This window comes from Azospirillum sp. B21 (assembly GCF_008364825.1).
In the GTDB taxonomy this organism is placed as follows: Bacteria; Pseudomonadota; Alphaproteobacteria; order Azospirillales; family Azospirillaceae; genus Azospirillum.
Window position 1 is genome coordinate 274,365 of sequence record NZ_VTTO01000006.1, and the last position, 18,894, is coordinate 293,258.

Here is an 18,894-nt window from a genome sequence, read left to right on the forward strand (position 1 = left end):
TATCACCCCGCGAGACAAAAGGTCTTGCCTCGCGGGGATCTTCAGATCAGGCCGCAATCTTGCGTGAAGCCTTGTATTGATCCGGATTGGACCCATCAACTATCAGAGGATCTGTCCGAGCAACACTAACGCTAAGCTTCGAAATCTTTTCGACGCTTTCCTTCTGCTCAAGCTCAAGCTTCTCGACAGCCAACATGCGAATTATGGTCATCGCATTCTGGTCGATAGGGTTTTCACCTCGTTCCCAACGACTAATGGTAAGCGCTTCAACATGCAGAAGGCTTGCCATCTCTTGTTGCGTCATGCCCAACTCGGTACGGAGGAATCTATGTTCCTGCCCTGTCATGCCAGATGACTCGTACACGATCGAGCGGGCTATCTCACGGTGAAGTCCGGGCAGATTGGGAATGCGGTACACCGTTTTACCAGCCGCATCGCAGTGGAACTCTATGCCAGCGATCCACACATCATCGAGTCCACATTCTGTGTAGTGATACATCTCGGTGTTCATAGCACCCCTCTTCATTTCTCCGGCAAGCGGCTCTTGGTTCTTCATTATATCCGCTTGGATTTAGTCGAGAACATCACACACCCTCAGCTCATCTGTGTTGCCAAGTATAACCACAATTCTTAGGCTCTTATTTATCCAGTTAGGCGTTCGCGTCTCCACTATGTATTTAAAAAACAGCACGGTAGTACAAGACCGACCTTGCTCATATACCTTTCCATGACGAAGTATGTAATGAAGGTCTCCAATTACGAGATCTTTATCTTTCAATTTCTGCTTAACTTCATCGTCCCAACAGAATGTATAACCTCTTCGAGCAATACCGTTAATGCGCGTTGTCGCTAGATCTGGCTCTAGTGGTCTAGGGACCACACTATCAATTGCTCCCATTTGCTGTCCTGCATACCTGCTACAATGATATACGGGTGGTGAAAAATCTGGATCACCCTTGGCAGAACTTATCACCGTGATAAGTCCAGGTCCACACTTTGTGAGCACGGTCCTATGCATGCGTCCGAATGGCATAGGCCCATATGCGAGGCCTAAGGTTCGATATAAATACATGAAATATAAAGATTTTCTGCCGACGCGAGCCTTCGTGCCGGTACGCAGTAGCGTCTTCGATTGTCCCTGAAGGTATCCATAATCGAGTCCAACTTCTTCACGAAGTGCGGCGAGCAGCCTCCGATCCGTCACATCCGTCGTGCGGAAGTAGAACTGTTGGTCGACTCGGGACAGGTCAGAGCTGACTGAATCAGCGGCAGGTACGGCGTAGGCTCGCGACCTACACCTATCTCACGGGCTATTCAGATGGATGTTGGTGTAGTCCAAGGCCCCTCTCCGGAGCTGAGAGGGCCTCAGCAGTATGGAGGCCCTTCAGGAGTGCTGACAGGTGGCATCCGCAGTATGGACGCTACCAGGACACCCTCCCCACGGTGGGGTGTCGGTTGAGCCGACGCCCTTTCGGGGCGCCTAGGGACGACAAAGCCCGCCGCGGTGTGAACCGGGCGGGCTTTTGCATTACAGCTTCAAACTAAGACCGCTTGATGTCCGAGCAATATTTTTGCTCAAGAGATGCTGCACCAGATGTCTTTTCAATCTCTGCAAATGCATGGTTGGCCTCAACCACCAAATTCGGCTCAGTTGAAAGTAGAAATATTTTCCCGGGCCATGAGATGGCGTCCAATGTGATGTCAAATAATCCTTTCTCGCCTCGCGCATAAAATCCGATCATAGCCCAGGTCTGTTCGTCCGGCTTGGCGCGTAGACTAATCTGCCTTTGGCACGCTTCATGGTATTCTCTTTGCTTGCTCCAATCAGAAACACCGAAAAAGAAACTAGCAATCGCGTATAGAGCGAACAACGCGCCAATTAATGGCTTTATTAACATCATCATTTTTATCTCAATCAAATTGTCTTATGCCCGATAGCTTGCCTCAAACGCACTCCAGCGCCACCCCCATTCTCCGGGATGAACTCGACGCCGGCCGCTTCAAGGGCTGCCTGGATCGCAGCAAGGGTACGAGGTTGGAGTTCTTCCCCACGCTCCAACCGGGACACGGTGTCAACGGATACACCGGCCTCTTTGGCAAGGTCGCGAACCCCCCAGCCTACGGCCGCCCGCGCCATCTTGCTCTGAACAGCAGCGATCGTCATGACAGCGTACCGATTTCCTGTTGATGTCCCGATAGGATAATGATATCGGTACATTATACCGAAAACAGTACGAGTTCAACGATAGAGGCAGCCCATGCGAGCATTTCTCGCCACGCCCAAGCCTTGCCCGCCGCTGGACCTGCTGGCGCGCTGGCCCCGCCCCATGATCGAAGCCGCCATAGACGCCTTGCTTGCTGAGCTGGACGCCCGTGATGGCGACCCAGACCTTGAACCCGAGGAAGACCGCGGAGAGCTGGAGCATCTGCCCAACGCCTCCCCCATCGCCATAGCCGCCTGATCCACCCGCCAGTGCGCCACCGCGGCGCACCGCTGCCTGTAGGAGCCTCCCACCATGACGACCGTCACCAACGCGCCCAAGGGCGCGAACGCCCAAGCTACGCCCATCGTCTGGGCCACCCGCCAGCTTCCCGGCCCCGGCGACGGGTCGGTTACCATCTCCACCGCACAGGTTGGCCCCTACGCGCTGGAGGTTCACGACTCCCTGTCGCGCACCGGTCATCCCCGCATCGTCCTGTGGACCATTGAGCGGGACGGCGAACGCCTGGGGGAGGGCGTGCTGGACAGTACCGATGACGGCAAGGCCGCCGCCGAGTCGAAGGCCCGCCGGCTGCTGACCGACCCGCCGTCGGACCCGAACACCAACGGCGCTGGCAGCCGCGTCATTCCCGCATGCGTGAACGGCATGCCAAAGCGCGGTGTCCGGCCGGGCGCCCATCCTGACATCGAGCTGCTGTTCGCCTGGGATGCCTTCCAGGCCGCCGCCACGGCCTACCAGTGCGCGCCCGATGGCGAGTCCGGCCGGTACTGCGAGATGGTGGACGCCATTGGCGAGCGGATCGAGGCGTTCACCCCGAAGACGCTGGACGGGACCGCGATCCAGCTCCGCTATCTGCTGACCAAGTACATCGACGCGGATTGCGCTTGGAGCACGCTCGTGTTCGGCGACGATCCGGACAGGGACTGCCGCGACATCGTTTCCAACGATCCGCACGCCGGCATGCTCTGGCGCCTGATCCAGGCCATCGACAGCCCGGCGGAACGCATCGCCCGGCGCGGCCGGGAACAGCCGGTCAAGGGGCCGGACCACTCTTCCGCCATGCCGACCTAATCGCCGCCACCCGTCGACTGTCCGCCAAGATCGGGCACCCCCCATATCCGCCATCGTGGCGGAAACCCACCGGAGCATTCCCCATGTCGATCCCCAGCAACGCGCCGGCCGGCGCGAACGCCCCCGCCTCGCCCATCGTCTGGCGCAAGCTGTCAGAGATGTGGAGCGCCACCAGTGCCCAGCGCGCCATTGTCGACGCCTTCGAGCTGATCGCCTTCGACATCCCGCCGGCCGGATCGCATCCCCGCATCATCGCCTGGGAGCTGCACACCGGCCCGCAGTTCATGACCGGGGTTGCCGGTGGACCCGCGGACAGCCTCGAGGCCGCCAAGGCCGCCGCTGAAGCCGAAGTCCGCCGCCGGCTGAATGTCCCGACCGACATGCCGGCTTCCCTGGCGCCGGCACAGTCGACCATCATTCCCGCGCTGGGGCTGACCTTCATTCAGGCGGAGGAACTCATCAACGCCGGCCTGACGGCGTCGACCGACCATCTCACTGTGAAGGAGTCGGACACCTTCACCGGGGAAATCGCCGACATCGCACAGGCGATCCATGAAACTGACCCATCTACGCTCACAGACGCCATTGTGAAGATGCGCGTCGTAGCCGGCCCTGTGGGCTTTGAAGGTGGGGACGGCCCCAGCCTCTTTGAGTCCGTCCGTCAGGTGGCGGAGTTCCTGGCACGGCTCCACCGCGGAGCTGCCGCACGATCCTGAGGGGCAGGTTGTCCGCACTTTGGACGTCCTTCGCGCTGGCCCTTGCGCCGGACAGCACCCCCTCAACGCCCTTACCCCCCTAATGACGTTTAGGGGGTACGCCGCCGACATCCATCAACGAAAGTTCGTGGTTTGCGCCTTGGCATGTTGGGACAGTCACAACATCATGAGCGCGCTGCAATTGATGTTGCGACATCACCAACATGTGAGTGCTGGAGAATGAACCTGAGATCTCTTTACGCGCGTGGGATGGCTGCCGCTCTCAAAATGACCCCGCACGAACTGTACGATTGGGAGCGAGCCATCAGGGACGATGGACAATTTTCTGGAGCCCGCTCCGGCCCCGGTGGCGGCACTCCAGCTACTCCTGAGAATGTTTCCTTGTTTTTGATTGCACTTCTGGGAAGCTCAACCAAGCGCAATGCTGGAAGACTCGCGTCGGTATTCAAGATTGGCGCATCATATGTTCTTCCTGATGCAAACTCTCGTCACGATCATTACAAGGAAAGCTGCCCCCTGACCGGCCAGCGGACCCTCGGGGACACGCTGACTGTATTGCTCGCGCTTCCCAAGAAGGCCCGTGACGTTGACCGCATTGAAGTTGACTGCGATGTCGGTACATTCACGATTTGGGAAAAATTCACCCTGAACGAACAGAGCCACACTTTGTGTCATCTGTTCGCACTTCCTGATGCCGATGAGAAGGAGGTGCCGCCGATCCGTACTGTGCGCATTCTTAGCGGTGATGCACTGCGGGCTATCGCTGAAGCTATGACCTCTGACGAAGACACTAACGTCTAAATACAGCCGGGGGCTTTCATGCCCCCGCCCCTCTTCACAAGGTAAATCCCCATGAATGCACTGAATGAGCGGCCGGGGCGCACCCCCCGGCTGCAAACGCCCCCGGTTTGCCTGGATCAAGCCGAGCCGCCCGCCCCCAGCCCCACCGTCTCCCAGCGCGTCCACAAGGTGGGCTACACCGTCAACGAATGGTGCCATGCCGCCGGCCTGGGGCGTTCCAAGCTCTACGAGATGATCGCCGATGGCACGGTTCAGTCCGTCACTGTTGGTCGCCGCCGGATCATCACCACCACGCCGGCCGATTTCCTGGCTGCGCTGGCCGGCGGCGCCGGGGCGTAACGCCGCCCCACCCGCCCGGCAGTCATCCGCTATTTGTGGCGGATACGAGCGACACAGAACGAGACGGACGGAATGAACCCGGAAGGCACCTGCACCCGCTGGCAGACAGGCCATGGCCGCGTGTTTCAGCCGGCGGAGAGCGGCCAATGAGCTTGCGCGTCATGGGCATGGTCTGGCGCGCGAAGCTGCCCAGCGGCACCGTGAAGCTGGTTGCCGCCCGCTTGGCCGATTTCGCCGACGATGAGGGCTGCCGGGTGTTTCCCAGCAACGCCCGCGTCGCTCGCGATTGCGCGATTTCGGATCGTGCCGTTCGTGACGCCATGCGCGCCCTGGAAGCCATCGATGTCCTGATCCTGGTAGCCGCAGAGCGGCCGGGACAGCATCTGCCGCGGGAATACCGGTTCAACCTCGATGCGCTTGCGGCGCTGGCAGAAGCCGCTGACCCAGCCGAAACGGCAGGGGGAACGTCCTTCCGGGCGGAAGCACGTTCCGGGCGGAACGAGGTTCCGGGTGATATCTCTGACCAGGGGGAAGGAGGTTCCGGGTGCCCCTTACCAGGGGGAAGCACGTTCCGCCCGGAAGGAGCTTCCGCCCGGAACGTGGCTCCAAAGCAGGGGGAACCACGTTCCGCCGACCCGTTATTAGATCCACCAAGAGTCGGTGTGGTGGAAACGCGGGCGGGCGCAACGTCCGCGGCCAAGGCGATCATCCGCGCCTTCGACGCCGCCCGGACAGCGGCCTATGGCGAAGCACACCGCCGGCCTCACCCCCACGCTAAGGACTTGGTGTTTGCCCAGCGCTGGCTTGCAGCCGGTGCCGATGTCGACCTCTGCGACGGAGTGTTCGCCGGCACCTGCCGGACGATGGCCGAGCGATCCCAGGCGCCACCGGCCGCGCTGGCCTTCTTCGACGAACGGATCGCCGACGCACTCGCCACCCGCAACCGCCCGATGCCTGAAGGAACGCCGCATGAGCAACGTCGTGGAATTCAATCCGTACGGCCTTCGGCCCCAGCAAACCGCTTCCAGCGAATACTTGACCGCGACCTTGCAGGCTGCGCTGAAGACGCCTGAAACCGTCGTGTTCACCGAGCATGGGACCGAGAACCGGCCGCTTCCCTGGCAGCCGCCGGCCGTCATCACCGACGCGATGAAGCGCGAGGCGGTGCATGCGTTGGGCGTGCTGAAGGTCCGTTCCAGGCCGGCGACCCAAGGGGAGGCGGAAGCCTTCGTGGCGCATCTGGCGAACCTCTGCGCCGGCAAGGAGCTGCCGCCCGAAAGCAAGCTGATGGGTGCGGTTTCTTCGATCCTGCGGGCCGAGTATCCCGCGGCGATCATCAACGACCTCGGAGCGCTGGATCGGGTCATGAAGCGGCTCTCCACCGCTGACCGGCCGATGTGGTGGCCGAGTTGGCCGGAGTTGGCCGCCGCTCTGGATGCCGAACGGTCGCATCTGCGGGCGCAATGGGAGCGGCTGAGCGTGCTCGCCAAGGGCAACAACGGCGCCCGCGCCATGCTGGCCCGCCAGCGGCAAGACGACGCCGTGCCCCCGGCAACCGAAGCGGAGAAGGCGCGCGTGCGGGAATTGTGCGCCTCCATCGGCCTTCCCGACCCTGACCAGCGCATCAAGCGCATGCCCGGCACACAGCCCCGATAGGCCCACCGTGGAAGCCGTTGACCGCATCCGCCGCGTTGCCGCCGGCAAGGACACCCCCGATGATCGGGCGTGGCTGTCCGCTCGCCTGGGAGCCTACCTGTCCGATCCGGAACAGGGCATGGAGCGGGCGCTTCGCCTGGACCGCTCCCCCGGTGAACCGCCATGGTGGCGGGTGGAGCGGCGCCAGCATCGCGACGCCCTGATCCTTCGGCTGTGGCGCGAGCGCTGGCCCGAGCTGTCCGCCTGGGATGCCGCCGAACGGATCCTGATCGTTCAGCAGCGCTACGCCGCCGCCGCATGGCGCCAGCACCGGGACCAGGATACCCCGCCGACCGATCCCACCGCCGCCCTGTTGTGGGAAATCATGAAGACGGATCTCCGGTTCCCCACCAGCCGGCGCCGCATCTTCGAGATCCTGAATACCGCTGAACGGGATGCGCTCTACTGAAATTGAATACCCCTTTTCATTTCAGTAACCGACCAAGAATGTGGAGGAAACGCCGCTCCATTGACTTGGGCACACCATGCGCCAGTTCATCGCTTCCCTGTTCGGCAACTCCACCCCTGCCCCCGAAACCCGTGGGGAAGCCTTCTCGCTCGATAACCCGTACGTCGCGGAAGTGCTGGGAGCCGCTGGCCCGACCGTCGCGGGGGTGAATGTCGGGCTGGAAACGGCGCTGAAGTGCTCTGCCTCGCACGCCTGCATTCGGATCATCGGGGAGACGCTGGCGCAACTGCCGGTCCACCTTTACCGGAAGACGGGCACGGATGACCGGGAGCGGGCGACCGACCATCCCGCCTATCGGATCGTCGCGAAGATGGCGAACCCATGGACGCCGGCCGCTGAGTTCCGGTTGATCGTCGGCACCCACTTCGCCGCCGCCGGCAACGGGTACGGGTTCATCGTCCGGGACAATGAGGGCCGGCCGGCGGAGATGATCCCGCTGGACTCCCGGCGGGTCGCGGTAAAGCAAAACCCGCTGACCCTGGAACCGATCTACACCGTCACCACCGAGGACGGGCAAACCCGCGACTATGGCCGCCGGGATATCTTCCACGTCCGCGGCGTCGGGCTGGACACCTACAAGGGCGCCTCCCCGGTCAATCTGGCGCGGGAGGCCATCGGCCTTGCCATGACGCTGGAGACCCACTGCGCTGGCCTGTTCGGTCGGGGCGCCAAGCCGTCGGGGATCCTGAAGCACCCCAAGAGCTTGAGCGATACCGTGCTGGGGCGGCTGAAGGCCGGTTTCTCCAACTGGTACACCGGCAACGCCAATACCGGCCGGACGATGATCCTGGAAGAAGGCATGACCTTCGAGCCGCTTCAGCTTTCCAGCGTCGACGCCCAGACTCTGGAGATGCGGCGCCACAGATTGCGGAAGTGTCCCGCTTCTGGCGCATCCCGCTCCACATGCTGAATGAACTGGACCGCGCGACCCACAACAACGCCGAAGCAATGGGGCAGCAGTTTTTGACGTTCTGCCTACTGCCTATTTTGAAGATCTGGTGTGACGCGCTGGCGGTTTCCCTTCTGACCGAAGATGAACGGGAAACCCTCTACTTCGAGTTCATGCTTGACGACCTCGCACGCGCCGATCTTGCAGCCCGGATGACGGCATACGCCACGGCCATTTCGCACGGCGTCCTGTGCCCCGATGAAGCGCGGGCGAAAGAGAACATGCCGCCGGCCCCGGATGGCTCGGGAAAGGTCTTCACCCGGCCCGTCAACGCCGCTCCGGTCAACCCGCTCGATCCAGCCGCGACCGAAGGGAACGCCCCATGACGATCCTGCACCATGACATCGAGATCCGGTTCGCGGCGGAAGACGCCGGCACCTTCAGCGGCGCCGCGAACGCCTATGGCACGGTCGACAGCTACAACACCGTGTTCATGCCGGGCGCCTTCGCTGCGTCCCTGACCGAGCACCGGGCCGCCGGCACCATGCCCATGATGCTGTTGCAGCATTCCCCTTCCGTCGTTATCGGCGCGTGGCTGGATATCCGCGAGGCGCCGTCCGGACTGTTCGTCCGCGGCCGGCTGGATCTGACCAGCCCGAGCGGGCGCAAGGCTCACGCGATGATGAAGGCGGGGGAGTTGGGCGGGCTGTCGGTCGGGTTCCGCCGCCGGCTGACCGACACCCTTGCGGATGGGACTGTCGCCATCCGCCAAGCCGACCTGATCGAAATCTCTCCCGTCCGCCGGCCGTCCAATCCGGGCGCGCGGGTGACGGACGTTCGTTCCGCGACCGCCGGCCCGGCTGGGCTGGTCAACCACATCCGCCGCGCCGCGGCGATCATCGGAGGCAAGCATGCGTAACGGTTTCCACCCCCAGCCCCGCACCTGGGAAATTCGCGAAGAACAGCAGCAACAGGACAACCCCGCGGACATCCGCGCCGCCCTGGACGAGTTCACCGGCGCCGCGACCCAGCGCCTCGACGGCACCGAGGCCAGCGTGACGGAGATGCGCACTCGCCTGGAAGCGGTGGAGCGCGTGCTTCGCCGTCCCGGTTCGCAGCAGGAACAGCGTCAGCAGCAGGGGCCGGCCTCGGAAACCCGCGCCTTCCTGTCCTTCATCCGCAACGGCCGGGAAGGCATGACGGCGGACGAGGTGCGTTCCCTGGCAACGTCGGACGACACCACGGGCGGCGTTCTGGCTCCCGGCGAGTTCATTCCCGAGCTGCAGCGCAACGTCGTCCTGTTCTCCCCCGTCCGCGCCGTCGCCAACGTCCGCAACGTCGGCACCGGTTCCGCCACCATGCCCAAGCGCATCGGTGGCATGACGGCGCAGTGGACCGGCGACACCGAGGAGCGGCAGGAAACGACCGTCACCTTCGGCGCCGCGACCTACGAGGTTGCCGAGCTGACCGCCTATGTCGACGTGCCCAACAGCCTGTTGGAGGACTCCGCCTTCGACATCGGCGCGCTTCTGGCCTTCGAGTTCGGCGAAGAGTTCGGCTCGAAGGAGGGTGCCGCCTTCGTGGCGGGCAACGGCGTCAAGAAGCCGATGGGCTTCATGAACGATACCGGGGTGGGCTTCACCAAGAGCGGTCATGCCTCCCAGATCACCGCGGACGGGCTGATCGACCTCTACTATGCCCTGCCCACCCCTTACCGGGCCGGCGCCGTCTGGATGATGAACAGCGCGACCACGGCGACCGTGCGCAAGCTGAAGGACGGACAGGGCAACTACCTGTGGTCCGACGGGCTGAAGGCGGACACCCCGCCTACGATCCTGGGGCGGCCGGTGGTGGAGGCGCCCGACATGCCCGCCGTCGCGGGAGGCGCCTTCCCGGTGGCGTTCGGCGACTTCAACGCCGGCTACCGCATCTTCGACCGCGTGCCCCTGTCCATCCTGCGCGACCCGTTCACCATCGCCATCAAGGGCATGACCCGCTTCCACGGCCGGCGCCGCGTTGCCGGCGGGGTGGGCAAGGCGGAAGCGCTCCGCAAGCTGAAGATCGCGGCGTAAGGAGGCCACGACCATGCGCGACCTGTTCAACCACGTCCATCCGCTCCCGGCCATCGCCTGCACCCGCGTCGCCGACAACACGCCACTGGTGGGTTCCGTCATCGACACGATGGGCTTCGCGTCGCTGACCTTCGTCATCATGGCCGGCACCCTGGCCGATGCCGACGCGACCTTCGCCGTGCTGGTGGAGGACGGCGACGCTCCGGACCTGTCCGACGCCGCCGCGGTGCCCAATACCCAGCTTCTGGGCAACGAGGCCCTTGCCGGCTTCACCGCGGCCGATGACGGCAAGACGCGGAAGGTGGGCTATGCCGGGTTCAAGCGGTATGTCCGGCTGACCGTCACCCCGGCCGGCAACGCCGCCGCCGCGGACATCGGCGCCGTCGCCGTGCTGGGGCACCCGCACAGCATGCCCACCGCCAACCCGCCCGTGTGAAAAGCGTAAAGCTATGAGAACGCCAGTTTGAGCACGGACAAGGCCGCCGCCAATCCGCTGAAGGCGGCCCCCCAACGGTTCATTCTGGCGCTCCGTTGCATTGCTTGAAAGAACGGATCGGTTGGAGGCGCAGCATCGTAGTAAGCGACCATAGCCGGCAATTTACCTGCGGCGGATCGAAACCAGAAAAAGGCTGCCACCCCAGAGGTGATGCCGATGCCAATGTCAAACACAGTTCCCATGAGCATTGTGAACACTCCAAGCAATTTGGCATCGGCGTATAGCACACTGGGACGAAGAGTTGGAAATGCCTGTCACCCCGCCCAAGCGCTGCCCTCAGCCCGGCCGCTTTCCCATTACCAACCCGCCCGTGTGAGGTTCCCCATGCTGACCGTCATCACACCCGCCGCGTCGCACGCTTTCACCACCCTGGACACGATCAAGGCCGAGCTGCGCGAAAGCGGTACGGGCGATGATGGTTGGTTCGCCCTGTCGATTGACCGGGCATCGGCCGCGATTGAGCATTGGTGCCGCCGCTCCTTCGCGGCTGAGACCGTGCGGGAGTCGGTTTGGCTGACCGGCCCGGCGGAGTCGGTCAGCCTGTCCCGCTGGCCTGTGCTGTCGGTTGGGTCGCTCTTGGAGGGCGGGGCGCAGTTGCCGCCGGATGCCTTCGAGGTGGACGGCGCCGCCGGCTTGGCCTACCGGCTGACCGACCCGGACACCCGCCGCTTGTGGCGGGCCGGGCGGATCGTGGCGACCTACACCGCCGGCTATGTCCTGCCCGGCGATCCCGGCCGCACCCTGCCCGAGGACCTGGAGCGCGCGGCCATCATGCTGGTGCGGAACTGGTGGTATGATCGGGACCGCGACCCGCTGGTGAAGGCCGAAGAAACCGACGGTGCGGGACGCACCGAATATTGGGTTGGCGCTCACGCCGGGGGCGCCACCCTCCCGCCCGAGGTGGAGGGGCTGTTGCAGCCCTACCGTCAGATCCCGATGGGAGGGTGACGCCATGCCCAGCGCCCCGCCCAAGCACTGCCACCACCCCGGACACCCGTCCTACACGGGCCGCCGCTGCCCCCTATGCGCCAAGGATTACGACGCCCGGCGGGGAACCGCCCGGCAACGCGGCTACACCAAGGCGTGGGAGAAGGCGGCCAAGGCGTTCCTGGGGCGCCCGCAGAACCGCCTGTGCGCCTGTGGCGCCCCAGCTACCAGGGTGGATCATCGGACGCCCCACAAGGGAGACCAGCGCCTGTTCTGGGACCGCTCCAACTGGCAACCCATGTGCGAGCGTTGCCACAACGCCAAGAGCATGGGGCCGGATCGGGGCGCTTGGCGGCCGGGTTCGGGCGGCACACCCGCCCCCGCGCCTGGGGGGATAGGGGGTTCGGAATTTCCGTCCGAGGGGGCCGGGACCGGTGGGGGGTCTTGCGCGCACTCTCCGGGAAAATGGGATTTTCTCCTATGAAGGGCCGGAAGTCCGCCCCGGTGGAGGCCGAACGGCCGGCGAAGCGGTGTCCGCCGCCGCCGTCCTGGCTCCCCCAGCACGCGAAAAAGGAATGGAAGCGCGCGGCGAAGGAGCTGCACGGTCGGAAGCTTTTGGCTGACGATGTCCTTGCAACGCTTGAGAGTTATTGCGTCGCCGTCGGGCAGGTTCGCGAGTGCGAGGAACTCATGGCGACGGAAGGCCGCATCATCAAGAGCGATACCGGCCCGAAACCCCACCCCGCCTTCAGGATGCAGCAAGCCGCCATGCGCGAGGGCCGTTTGCTGGCTGCCGAACTGGGCTTGACGCCCCATCGGCGGGGCGTGAAGGGGGGCGAAAACGAGGATGACAACGGTGGTTGGGACTCCGACCTTCTGTCCTGATCCGGCGCTCTACCCGGACCCGTCCGGCCGGGCGGATCGCATCTGCCGGTTCGTCCGCATGCTGCGCCTATGGGAGGGCAAGCACGCCGGGAGCCGGTTCGTGCTGAACCCGTTTCAAGAGGCGATCATCCGCCGCATTTATGGCCCCAGCACGCGCGACGGCCGGCGGCTGGTGCGTCTGGCCTGCATCTGGATCCCGCGCGGCAACGCCAAGACGACGCTCGCCTCTGCGCTGGCGCTGGCGCACTTCATGGGGCCGGAAGCCGAGGCCGGCGGACAGGTGATCCAGGCCGCCGCCGACCGGGAGAACGCGGGCATCGCCTTCAAGCACTCGATGGAGATGATCAAACAGGATCGTATCCTGTTGCAGCGCGTGGCCCCGGTGGAGTCGCGTAAGCTGCTGAACCACCGGCGGACGCGGGGCGTGCTGAAGGCCATTTCGTCCGAGGCCTACAGTAAGCACGGCATGAACGCCTCCTTCTTCCTGGCGGACGAAATCCATGCGTGGCCGACGGCTGAAGGGCGCAAGCTGTTCAACGTCGTGCGCGACTCGATGGTCAAGCGGGACGAGCCGCTGACCGTCGTCATTTCGACGGCCGGCGAAGGACAGGGCGGCTTGGCCTTCGACCTTTGGGGATACAGCCTTGCCGTTGCTCGGGGGGAGGTGGAGGATCCAACCTTCGCACCCATCATCTTCGCCGCCGATCCCGAGGCCGATTGGCAGGACGAGCGAGAATGGCACGCGGCGAACCCGGCGCTAGCTGCCGGCTTCCTGTCGATGGACGAGCTGCGCATCAAGGCGCGGCGCATCGAGCATTTCCCGGCCGACCTTGCCGACTTCAAGCGCTTCCACCTGAACATCTGGCAGGACGGAGCGGCCAACCCGTGGGTGGACCTGACGCTCTACGACCGGGCCGAACCGATGACGCCGCCGGCCGACCTGGAAAGCCGGGCGTGCTGGGTTGGCGTCGACCTGTCGAGTGTGGAGGATCTGACCGCCGTGGTCGCGGTGTTCCCGGATGGGAGCGATGACAACCGCACCTATGACGTCTTGCCCATGTTCTTCCTGCCGGCGGCGACGCTGGCGCAGAAGGCGGAGAAAGACCGGGCCGATTATGTGCGTTGGGAGCGGGACGGGCTGCTGACCGTGACGGAGGGGAACCGCGTCGACCACGCCGCGGTGATCGCCCATGTGGTGGCGCTGGCGAAGCGGTACGACCTTCAGGAAGTCGCCATCGACCGATGGAACAGCACCGCCGTCACCGCGGCGCTGCAACGGGAGCGGTTGAAGGTTGCCGAGTTCGGGCAGGGTTTCGCCAGCATGGCCGCCCCGGTGAAGGAGCTGAAGCGCGCGATCCTGGGCGGGCAGCTCCGCCACGGCGGCAACCCGATCATGCGCATGTGCTTCGCCAACATCCGCGCCGTGCGGGATGACGCGGAGAACGAGAAGTTCAGCAAGGATCGCAGCACCGGCCGGATCGACGGCGCCGTAGGTGCGGCCATGGCCGTGGGGCGCATCCTTGCCGGCGAAACCGGCCCCAGCGTCTACGAGAGCGACAGCCGGCGGGAGGGCGTTCTGTATGTGTAAACGGCCATTCAGCCGATAGGTTTGATAGGCGCTTACGGCGACAGGGTCAGAGTTGCGGCGATGCTGGCGATGTAACCGACAACAAAGTTTGACAGATGACCGTTAGTTCCCATGGTGACCTCTCCTTTCCGGTCGCTGATGACCAGCATTACCATCGCAAGAATGAAGATCCCGCCGAGGAACGTTATAGGTGACACTGTGCAACATGCTGACGCCTGGAGCACGGAGACCACTGTCTCCGTAAGCGCCCATGCCTCATATATACCACCGGAGGACGAGTGGGACAAGTAGGTGTCCGCGACCGTCCACAAACAGCCGTCCCAATCCGCGCGAAAGTGTGGGGTATTCTGTGGGGGAGAGTTAGAGGCTAGAGCGGATTTTACTGCAAAATCAATGCTCTAGCGAAAACTGATGGCGGAGGGGATGGGATTCGAACCCACGATAGGGCTTTAAACCCTATGACGGTTTAGCAAACCCAAACCGGCCGCCGCCGCTCCCTTTCAAATAGCGCGGAAACGCTGAGTTTCCAAGGCTTTCAGCAGACGCAGCGCGCGCAATGCGCGAGAACGGAAGCGGTTCGCGAAGGCACGTGAGTCGGCACAGTTCACCGACCGTAACGTTCTCATGATGTTCACGGCACCTTGACAGCATTCCTCCGCCGGGCATTCTGTCCCATGCGAACGCATGGAGAACGAAGTGCGCGACGAACCTCAAGCGAAGCCACCCTCCATCTGGTCGAAGGAGGGCCAGCCGGTACCGGACGACCATCTGATCCTTGCCGCCTCCGTGGTGCTGGCGAAGCACAGCGGCAACCTCACCATCCGCCGGGCCGACGCGACCATGCGCGAGATCATCGCCCGCGACTGGGTGGCCCAGTTGCGCCGCTCCGGCTACCAGATCACCTTCGGGCCGGGAGCGCCCGACCACGGCAGGATGACCAAACTGTCGGAGGTGCCATGACCTTCGCCCGTAGCCTCTTCGTGGTGGAGAACGCGCGACGCCGAGTCGTCGCCTCGGCGTGGGATGCCGGCCAAGCGCGGACGATAGCTGCTATGCTGCTGCTCGGCAGTCCGCACGCACCGGAACGGGATGCACTGGTTGTGCGGGAGCCTGAGGACGAGGAGCGCGACGCTTTCGAATCTGCCCGGCCTGGACCCGGCAGCGAGGTGGACCTCGGAGCCATCCAGCTGTGACAGATGGGCCGACCGTCGCCTTCGGCTACCGCCAGCGGAGCATGGAGGACTGGCGGCAGTCCGGCTGCCTCTACGTCGAGTTCTGGTGCCTCGCCTGCCCTCACATGGTGCGGGTCCACATCGAGAAGCTGATCGGCAAGGTCGGCACATCCACACCATTTGTCGACCTCGCCCGCAAAGCCCGCTGTTCGGCTTGCGGTCGGCGGGGCTGTCATGTGCAGCCGGCGGAACCGCCGAAGCCCGAGCATCGCGATTATACGCTGTGGCTGCTGGCCGAGATCGCGCGGCAGCGGGACTTCATCTTGCAGGCGGAAATGGCGCTGAGAGATAGAGGAGACTGATGCTTGACCACAACAACGCCCCAGGCCCGGGCCTGACGCACCACATCTATCAGGTCTGCGGTCTGTTCGGGAGCTTCGGATTCGGCTTCTCCACCACTGAAGTCCGCTGGTGGTGCGGCCGGCATCACGAGCGCGGAAAGCAGTAGTGGGCTGGCATGCGGGGAGAAAGTGGGGTGGAGAAGGCTGGCTCAGGTGCTGACCTATTCTGACTGCAACCGCTTGCGTTACAGGGCTGCAACAATAGGCGTGCCGCATAAACCAGTATGCATTTTTGGTTGTGACATCGCCACCAAGAACCCAAAAAGGAGTCGCTTCATCTATGCTATCTGGCCTAGTTTCGTCTCATACTTTCGATGGAGGCATCCATGTTGCGTCCGACCGTTGCCGTTGCCGCTGTTTGCGCTGTGCATACCGTCCGCCGGCACAGCAGAGAGTGCGGAGATCTCAAGGCGCGTGAATATCTGATCCGGGTGGAGCGCCGGCTCATGGCTATGGTGCTGGGCGACTTCCCACTTACTCTTCACTAATTCTGAAGCTGCCGCGGCGGGGCGTCCGGATCGCTCCATCGCCACAGCGATCCCCATTCAAAGCACTGGTGGCCCCATTCCCACGGTCCGCGGGCGGTATCAGAGGGCGACAGTTACCCAACCGGTGTGGCGCTGACACCCCGCGGTGCTCCGGTTGGCCCAGGTGCATGGCCCGAACAGGTGGTTGCATTTCTTTCATACATTTGCACGTAACACAACCGCGGCGCCTCACATCCCCAGCAGTACCGGCACCAGCTGTTGCGCCGCGTCGATCAGCGAGGCATCCCCCACGAGGTAAGCGCCCACGATGGTGACGACGGCGACGATGCTCATCACCAGCTTGCGCTTGCCGGCCAAGTGGCCGCCCTTGAGAGCAGTGTTCAGGTCCATGTGTTTTGCCCCTCCTCGGGCAGCAAAAAGCCGCCGGGCGGGATGCCGGGCGGCTTGGGTTGGTTTGGAGTTCTCATAACGTTCATCTGCCTACTGCAGTATGCGCGTGATAAGCGAGGTTGTTCCGCAGTTGCGCTCTCAATATTCGCGAGGCGTTCTCAAGGATAGTTATTTCCTGATGTATTCAGTGTCTGAAAAGTATGGATGCGCGATCACTTTGTCGCGTTCAGGAGTCCATGAACTCGGCTAGCCGGTTGAGCCAGCCTGCGGCGTTCAGCGCGTCGTCTTCCTTCCGGCCGCGCTTCCGGGCGTCCCCGGTGATGATCTGGCCGTAGAACCGCATCCGCTGGGCGAAGACCGATCGCCACAGACCGTCCGCGTCGGCGCCGTTGACCGCAGCCAGGGTCTTGGGCCCGACGGCGCCGTCGACCTTCAGCACCGGCCGGCCCGCGAGGTCGTTGACCGCCTCCTGCAGCCATGTCCCGGCGCGGGCGGGGCCGTGGTTGACGCCCGAGTCGATGACCAGGGAGCGCAGCGCGTCGTCGGCGATGCCGGCGAAGCCCGGCTCCTCGATGTAGCGGGCGCGGTAGATTGCCCGCACCTCGGCTTCGTCCAGGGCGGCGACGTCGGCTGCGGTGACGGGGCGCTTCCGCCAGCTCGCCAGCGTCGCCAGGGTGATGCCGCCTTTGGTCGGGCCGCCGCGGTCGGACGGCCGGTCGGTGTAGCGCGGCCAGCCCTCACGGCGGAGGATGGTGTCGATGATGCTGTCGGTCGTTGCCGTCACCATGGTTCAAGCTCCAGGCATGAAAAAGGCGCCTCGCGGGCGTCGGATCGGTCGGGGTTGGAGTGTTGTCGCGGAAGAGCGATATCGCTCCCCGCCAATCGGAAACCGGCGTATACAACCAGCGCTTACGTTTCTTGGGGGACAGCCAAATGAGATCGGGATACTTCTACGCGGATGAGAATTGGTCGCCGGTCAGCGGGCCGGAGGCCGAAGAACTCGTAAAGGCACGCAATGACGCGCACTTTCTTTCAGACGACAGCGGTGTGATCAGAGTTTCCAGAGAGCGATGGGAGCAAGCAAGCGCTGCCGAGAGAAATGGTTGGCTGACACTTTGGACGAAAGCCAAAACTGACCGCAACGAGACACACTCACATATGTTCGATGGCTATAGTGAGTTGCGGAAGTATCACTTTCAGTCAGCTATTGAGCTAGGATGCGGCCCATTTACTAACTTGGCCACTATGGGAGACATTCTATCCATTGGAGAATGTCATTTGCTTGACCCCCTGGTGAACGACTACGTCTCTCATGAACATTGTCGGTATAAGACAGGAAAGCTCGTAACTGCCAGCGGGAAGGAAATTCCGGTTGCTAACCGCTATGGCGTCCCTATTGAAGACGTGCAGTCACTTTCCCGCTTCCCATTGGTCGTGATGATCAACGTCATTGAACATTGCATCGACGCCGAGAGAATTTTTGAAGTAATCAGCACGATGGCTCAGGGCACGTTTTTTGTATTCCACGACAAACTCTACAAACACGACGAAGTCGCCGAAGCGGCCTCCCGCATCTTCGATATCGGCCATCCTTTGAAGGTAGACGGCAAGTATCTGACAAGCAAGCTAAGGAGCCTTTTCGACCCGGTATTCTGGAGGACGGTACAGACCTCTGGACGCCAGGATGAGATATACATGATCGGAAGGCGTCTTTGACGTTCCTGCTCGTCCCCCTGCGCAATGAAGCTAAGGAGTGGCCGGGCTGAGCGTTTTAGTGCTCTCCCGGCCATCCCGCCGATATGTCCACGGCCAGCACATCAGCAGCGTCCGGTCCCGCTGCGTCGATCAGGTCGTGCAGCTCGCCTTCCCGGTCGAAGCAGGCCTGGACGTGATCGGCGACGGCGTCGGCAATGGCGATGATTTGGGCGCCAGTCAGGTCCACCCATTCGCCGCTGGCCGCCTTCCACCGGAAGGATGCCGCCGGATTGCTCTGCGCCTGCGCCCGCTTGCCCAGGATCAGCGTCTTGGAGCGGTCATCAGTCGCCACCGGGACGCCGCCGATGACGATGCCGCCGGTCTCCTTCTGCCATCGAAGGTCGGTCGCAGCAGCCTTTCGGGCGTCCTTCACCTCGTCCAGCGGGATCGGTTCCACGCCCCAGACGCGCCGGATGCGCTGATGGTCCAGCTCCAGTGTGTCGGCGTAGGTGGCGGCCTGCCGGTGAGTGCGCGCATTGAACGGCGGGACGGTTTCGAAGATTTCCATGGGTCACCTC

General features: G+C 63.4%; 26 protein-coding genes and 1 pseudogene. 20 read left to right on the forward strand and 7 right to left on the reverse strand.

What is annotated here, in order from left to right; genetic code table 11:
• Positions 1 to 46 precede the first annotated feature (46 nt).
• The 3 genes from FZ983_RS16805 to FZ983_RS16815 all read right to left on the reverse strand — a co-directional run bounded on the left by FZ983_RS16805 (position 47) and on the right by FZ983_RS16815 (position 2,137).
• Positions 47 to 511: a helix-turn-helix domain-containing protein gene (locus FZ983_RS16805; protein ID WP_188092362.1), complete on the reverse strand. Its 465-nt coding sequence runs from the start codon at positions 509 to 511 to the stop codon at positions 47 to 49.
• A gap of 1,030 nt (positions 512 to 1,541) precedes the next feature.
• Entirely contained in the window at positions 1,542 to 1,904 is a 363-nt protein-coding gene (locus FZ983_RS16810; protein WP_149224657.1) for a hypothetical protein, read from the reverse strand.
• An 11-nt stretch (positions 1,905 to 1,915) separates the two neighbouring features.
• Positions 1,916 to 2,137 (reverse strand): helix-turn-helix transcriptional regulator, encoded by a 222-nt coding sequence (locus tag FZ983_RS16815; protein WP_149224839.1) that lies wholly within the window; start codon positions 2,135 to 2,137, stop codon positions 1,916 to 1,918.
• A gap of 121 nt (positions 2,138 to 2,258) precedes the next feature.
• On the opposite strand from FZ983_RS16815, the gene FZ983_RS16820 reads away from it, so the two are divergent.
• The 12 genes and pseudogenes from FZ983_RS16820 to FZ983_RS16880 all read left to right on the forward strand — a co-directional run bounded on the left by FZ983_RS16820 (position 2,259) and on the right by FZ983_RS16880 (position 10,710).
• The gene (locus tag FZ983_RS16820; RefSeq protein WP_149224658.1) at positions 2,259 to 2,462 is read left to right on the forward strand and encodes a hypothetical protein; all 204 of its coding nucleotides are present in this window, start codon (positions 2,259 to 2,261) and stop codon (positions 2,460 to 2,462) included.
• A gap of 54 nt (positions 2,463 to 2,516) precedes the next feature.
• A complete protein-coding gene (locus FZ983_RS16825; protein ID WP_149224659.1) occupies positions 2,517 to 3,293 on the forward strand; it encodes a hypothetical protein in 777 nt (258 codons plus the stop codon).
• An 83-nt stretch (positions 3,294 to 3,376) separates the two neighbouring features.
• A complete protein-coding gene (locus tag FZ983_RS16830; protein ID WP_149224660.1) occupies positions 3,377 to 4,009 on the forward strand; it encodes a hypothetical protein in 633 nt (210 codons plus the stop codon).
• Positions 4,010 to 4,258: 249 nt separating this feature from the next.
• Entirely contained in the window at positions 4,259 to 4,810 is a 552-nt protein-coding gene (locus tag FZ983_RS16835) for a hypothetical protein (RefSeq protein ID WP_188092363.1), read from the forward strand.
• Positions 4,811 to 4,861: 51 nt separating this feature from the next.
• Complete coding sequence (locus FZ983_RS16840) at positions 4,862 to 5,149, forward strand: hypothetical protein (RefSeq protein WP_149224662.1); 288 nt, start codon at positions 4,862 to 4,864, stop codon at positions 5,147 to 5,149.
• A 146-nt stretch (positions 5,150 to 5,295) separates the two neighbouring features.
• Positions 5,296 to 6,222: a helix-turn-helix domain-containing protein gene (locus tag FZ983_RS34130; protein WP_188092364.1), complete on the forward strand. Its 927-nt coding sequence runs from the start codon at positions 5,296 to 5,298 to the stop codon at positions 6,220 to 6,222.
• Positions 6,185 to 6,805, forward strand: coding sequence for a hypothetical protein (locus FZ983_RS16850; RefSeq protein WP_247883796.1), 621 nt, complete (start codon positions 6,185 to 6,187; stop codon positions 6,803 to 6,805). Before FZ983_RS34130 ends, FZ983_RS16850 begins: the two co-directional genes overlap by 38 nt.
• Before the next feature lie 7 nt (positions 6,806 to 6,812).
• Positions 6,813 to 7,253 carry a hypothetical protein gene (locus tag FZ983_RS16855; protein ID WP_149224663.1) on the forward strand — a complete coding sequence of 147 codons (441 nt, stop codon included), beginning with the start codon at positions 6,813 to 6,815 and terminating at the stop codon, positions 7,251 to 7,253.
• 76 nt (positions 7,254 to 7,329) lie between these two features.
• Positions 7,330 to 8,588: pseudogene (locus FZ983_RS16860) on the forward strand (phage portal protein).
• The gene (locus FZ983_RS16870) at positions 8,585 to 9,121 is read left to right on the forward strand and encodes an HK97 family phage prohead protease (protein ID WP_149224666.1); all 537 of its coding nucleotides are present in this window, start codon (positions 8,585 to 8,587) and stop codon (positions 9,119 to 9,121) included. The pseudogene FZ983_RS16860 and the gene FZ983_RS16870 overlap by 4 nt, the downstream one beginning before the upstream one ends.
• The gene (locus FZ983_RS16875) at positions 9,114 to 10,274 is read left to right on the forward strand and encodes a phage major capsid protein (RefSeq protein ID WP_149224667.1); all 1,161 of its coding nucleotides are present in this window, start codon (positions 9,114 to 9,116) and stop codon (positions 10,272 to 10,274) included. Before FZ983_RS16870 ends, FZ983_RS16875 begins: the two co-directional genes overlap by 8 nt.
• A 13-nt stretch (positions 10,275 to 10,287) precedes the next feature.
• On the forward strand, positions 10,288 to 10,710 hold the full coding sequence (locus tag FZ983_RS16880) for a hypothetical protein (protein ID WP_149224668.1): 423 nt from the start codon (positions 10,288 to 10,290) through the stop codon (positions 10,708 to 10,710).
• 11 nt (positions 10,711 to 10,721) lie between these two features.
• Here FZ983_RS16880 and FZ983_RS16885 read toward each other — a convergent pair whose 3' ends face one another.
• Positions 10,722 to 10,958 carry a hypothetical protein gene (locus tag FZ983_RS16885; RefSeq protein WP_149224669.1) on the reverse strand — a complete coding sequence of 79 codons (237 nt, stop codon included), beginning with the start codon at positions 10,956 to 10,958 and terminating at the stop codon, positions 10,722 to 10,724.
• Between the two features lie 136 nt (positions 10,959 to 11,094).
• Here FZ983_RS16885 and FZ983_RS16890 point away from each other — a divergent pair, with 136 nt between their 5' ends.
• The 7 genes from FZ983_RS16890 (at position 11,095) to FZ983_RS34135 (ending at position 15,850) form a co-directional block, all read left to right on the forward strand.
• Complete coding sequence (locus tag FZ983_RS16890) at positions 11,095 to 11,718, forward strand: phage head-tail connector protein (protein WP_149224670.1); 624 nt, start codon at positions 11,095 to 11,097, stop codon at positions 11,716 to 11,718.
• A gap of 459 nt (positions 11,719 to 12,177) precedes the next feature.
• Complete coding sequence (locus FZ983_RS16900) at positions 12,178 to 12,582, forward strand: phage terminase small subunit P27 family (RefSeq protein WP_188092365.1); 405 nt, start codon at positions 12,178 to 12,180, stop codon at positions 12,580 to 12,582.
• Entirely contained in the window at positions 12,554 to 14,170 is a 1,617-nt protein-coding gene (locus tag FZ983_RS16905; protein WP_188092366.1) for a terminase TerL endonuclease subunit, read from the forward strand. The genes FZ983_RS16900 and FZ983_RS16905 overlap by 29 nt, the downstream gene beginning before the upstream one ends.
• 696 nt (positions 14,171 to 14,866) lie before the next feature.
• Positions 14,867 to 15,130, forward strand: a complete 264-nt coding sequence (locus FZ983_RS16910) for a hypothetical protein (protein WP_149224674.1) — start codon at positions 14,867 to 14,869, stop codon at positions 15,128 to 15,130.
• Positions 15,127 to 15,363, forward strand: a complete 237-nt coding sequence (locus tag FZ983_RS16915; RefSeq protein WP_149224675.1) for a hypothetical protein — start codon at positions 15,127 to 15,129, stop codon at positions 15,361 to 15,363. The genes FZ983_RS16910 and FZ983_RS16915 overlap by 4 nt, the downstream gene beginning before the upstream one ends.
• The gene (locus FZ983_RS16920) at positions 15,360 to 15,704 is read left to right on the forward strand and encodes a hypothetical protein (RefSeq protein ID WP_149224676.1); all 345 of its coding nucleotides are present in this window, start codon (positions 15,360 to 15,362) and stop codon (positions 15,702 to 15,704) included. The genes FZ983_RS16915 and FZ983_RS16920 overlap by 4 nt, the downstream gene beginning before the upstream one ends.
• On the forward strand, positions 15,704 to 15,850 hold the full coding sequence (locus tag FZ983_RS34135; protein ID WP_188092367.1) for a hypothetical protein: 147 nt from the start codon (positions 15,704 to 15,706) through the stop codon (positions 15,848 to 15,850). Before FZ983_RS16920 ends, FZ983_RS34135 begins: the two co-directional genes overlap by 1 nt.
• Positions 15,851 to 16,459: 609 nt before the next feature.
• Here the strand turns inward: FZ983_RS34135 and FZ983_RS34140 are convergent.
• Together FZ983_RS34140 and FZ983_RS16925 are read right to left on the reverse strand one after the other, a co-directional pair.
• Positions 16,460 to 16,621: a hypothetical protein gene (locus tag FZ983_RS34140; RefSeq protein ID WP_188092368.1), complete on the reverse strand. Its 162-nt coding sequence runs from the start codon at positions 16,619 to 16,621 to the stop codon at positions 16,460 to 16,462.
• A gap of 226 nt (positions 16,622 to 16,847) precedes the next feature.
• Positions 16,848 to 17,408 carry a glycosyl hydrolase 108 family protein gene (locus FZ983_RS16925; RefSeq protein ID WP_149224677.1) on the reverse strand — a complete coding sequence of 187 codons (561 nt, stop codon included), beginning with the start codon at positions 17,406 to 17,408 and terminating at the stop codon, positions 16,848 to 16,850.
• A 146-nt stretch (positions 17,409 to 17,554) separates the two neighbouring features.
• On the opposite strand from FZ983_RS16925, the gene FZ983_RS16930 reads away from it, so the two are divergent.
• Positions 17,555 to 18,337: a hypothetical protein gene (locus FZ983_RS16930; RefSeq protein ID WP_149224678.1), complete on the forward strand. Its 783-nt coding sequence runs from the start codon at positions 17,555 to 17,557 to the stop codon at positions 18,335 to 18,337.
• Positions 18,338 to 18,392: 55 nt separating this feature from the next.
• On the opposite strand, the gene FZ983_RS16935 is transcribed toward FZ983_RS16930, so the two are convergent.
• A complete protein-coding gene (locus tag FZ983_RS16935) occupies positions 18,393 to 18,884 on the reverse strand; it encodes a DUF4376 domain-containing protein (RefSeq protein ID WP_149224679.1) in 492 nt (163 codons plus the stop codon).
• Between the last annotated feature and the right edge of the window lie 10 nt (positions 18,885 to 18,894).

Excerpts from the sequence above, each read along its gene's own strand:
- FZ983_RS16805 (WP_188092362.1), bottom strand. The coding sequence starts at position 511 with ATGAACACCGAGATGTATCACTACACAGAATGTGGACTCGATGATGTG.
- FZ983_RS16810 (WP_149224657.1), bottom strand. The coding sequence starts at position 1,904 with ATGATGATGTTAATAAAGCCATTAATTGGCGCGTTGTTCGCTCTATAC.
- FZ983_RS16815 (WP_149224839.1), bottom strand. The coding sequence starts at position 2,137 with ATGGCGCGGGCGGCCGTAGGCTGGGGGGTTCGCGACCTTGCCAAAGAG.
- FZ983_RS16820 (WP_149224658.1), top strand. The coding sequence starts at position 2,259 with ATGCGAGCATTTCTCGCCACGCCCAAGCCTTGCCCGCCGCTGGACCTG.
- FZ983_RS16825 (WP_149224659.1), top strand. The coding sequence starts at position 2,517 with ATGACGACCGTCACCAACGCGCCCAAGGGCGCGAACGCCCAAGCTACG.
- FZ983_RS16830 (WP_149224660.1), top strand. The coding sequence starts at position 3,377 with ATGTCGATCCCCAGCAACGCGCCGGCCGGCGCGAACGCCCCCGCCTCG.
- FZ983_RS16835 (WP_188092363.1), top strand. The coding sequence starts at position 4,259 with ATGGCTGCCGCTCTCAAAATGACCCCGCACGAACTGTACGATTGGGAG.
- FZ983_RS16840 (WP_149224662.1), top strand. The coding sequence starts at position 4,862 with ATGAATGCACTGAATGAGCGGCCGGGGCGCACCCCCCGGCTGCAAACG.
- FZ983_RS34130 (WP_188092364.1), top strand. The coding sequence starts at position 5,296 with ATGAGCTTGCGCGTCATGGGCATGGTCTGGCGCGCGAAGCTGCCCAGC.
- FZ983_RS16870 (WP_149224666.1), top strand. The coding sequence starts at position 8,585 with ATGACGATCCTGCACCATGACATCGAGATCCGGTTCGCGGCGGAAGAC.
- FZ983_RS16875 (WP_149224667.1), top strand. The coding sequence starts at position 9,114 with ATGCGTAACGGTTTCCACCCCCAGCCCCGCACCTGGGAAATTCGCGAA.
- FZ983_RS16880 (WP_149224668.1), top strand. The coding sequence starts at position 10,288 with ATGCGCGACCTGTTCAACCACGTCCATCCGCTCCCGGCCATCGCCTGC.
- FZ983_RS16885 (WP_149224669.1), bottom strand. The coding sequence starts at position 10,958 with ATGCTCATGGGAACTGTGTTTGACATTGGCATCGGCATCACCTCTGGG.
- FZ983_RS16890 (WP_149224670.1), top strand. The coding sequence starts at position 11,095 with ATGCTGACCGTCATCACACCCGCCGCGTCGCACGCTTTCACCACCCTG.
- FZ983_RS16900 (WP_188092365.1), top strand. The coding sequence starts at position 12,178 with ATGAAGGGCCGGAAGTCCGCCCCGGTGGAGGCCGAACGGCCGGCGAAG.
- FZ983_RS16915 (WP_149224675.1), top strand. The coding sequence starts at position 15,127 with ATGACCTTCGCCCGTAGCCTCTTCGTGGTGGAGAACGCGCGACGCCGA.
- FZ983_RS34135 (WP_188092367.1), top strand. The coding sequence starts at position 15,704 with ATGCTTGACCACAACAACGCCCCAGGCCCGGGCCTGACGCACCACATC.
- FZ983_RS34140 (WP_188092368.1), bottom strand. The coding sequence starts at position 16,621 with ATGGACCTGAACACTGCTCTCAAGGGCGGCCACTTGGCCGGCAAGCGC.
- FZ983_RS16925 (WP_149224677.1), bottom strand. The coding sequence starts at position 17,408 with ATGGTGACGGCAACGACCGACAGCATCATCGACACCATCCTCCGCCGT.
- FZ983_RS16930 (WP_149224678.1), top strand. The coding sequence starts at position 17,555 with ATGAGATCGGGATACTTCTACGCGGATGAGAATTGGTCGCCGGTCAGC.
- FZ983_RS16935 (WP_149224679.1), bottom strand. The coding sequence starts at position 18,884 with ATGGAAATCTTCGAAACCGTCCCGCCGTTCAATGCGCGCACTCACCGG.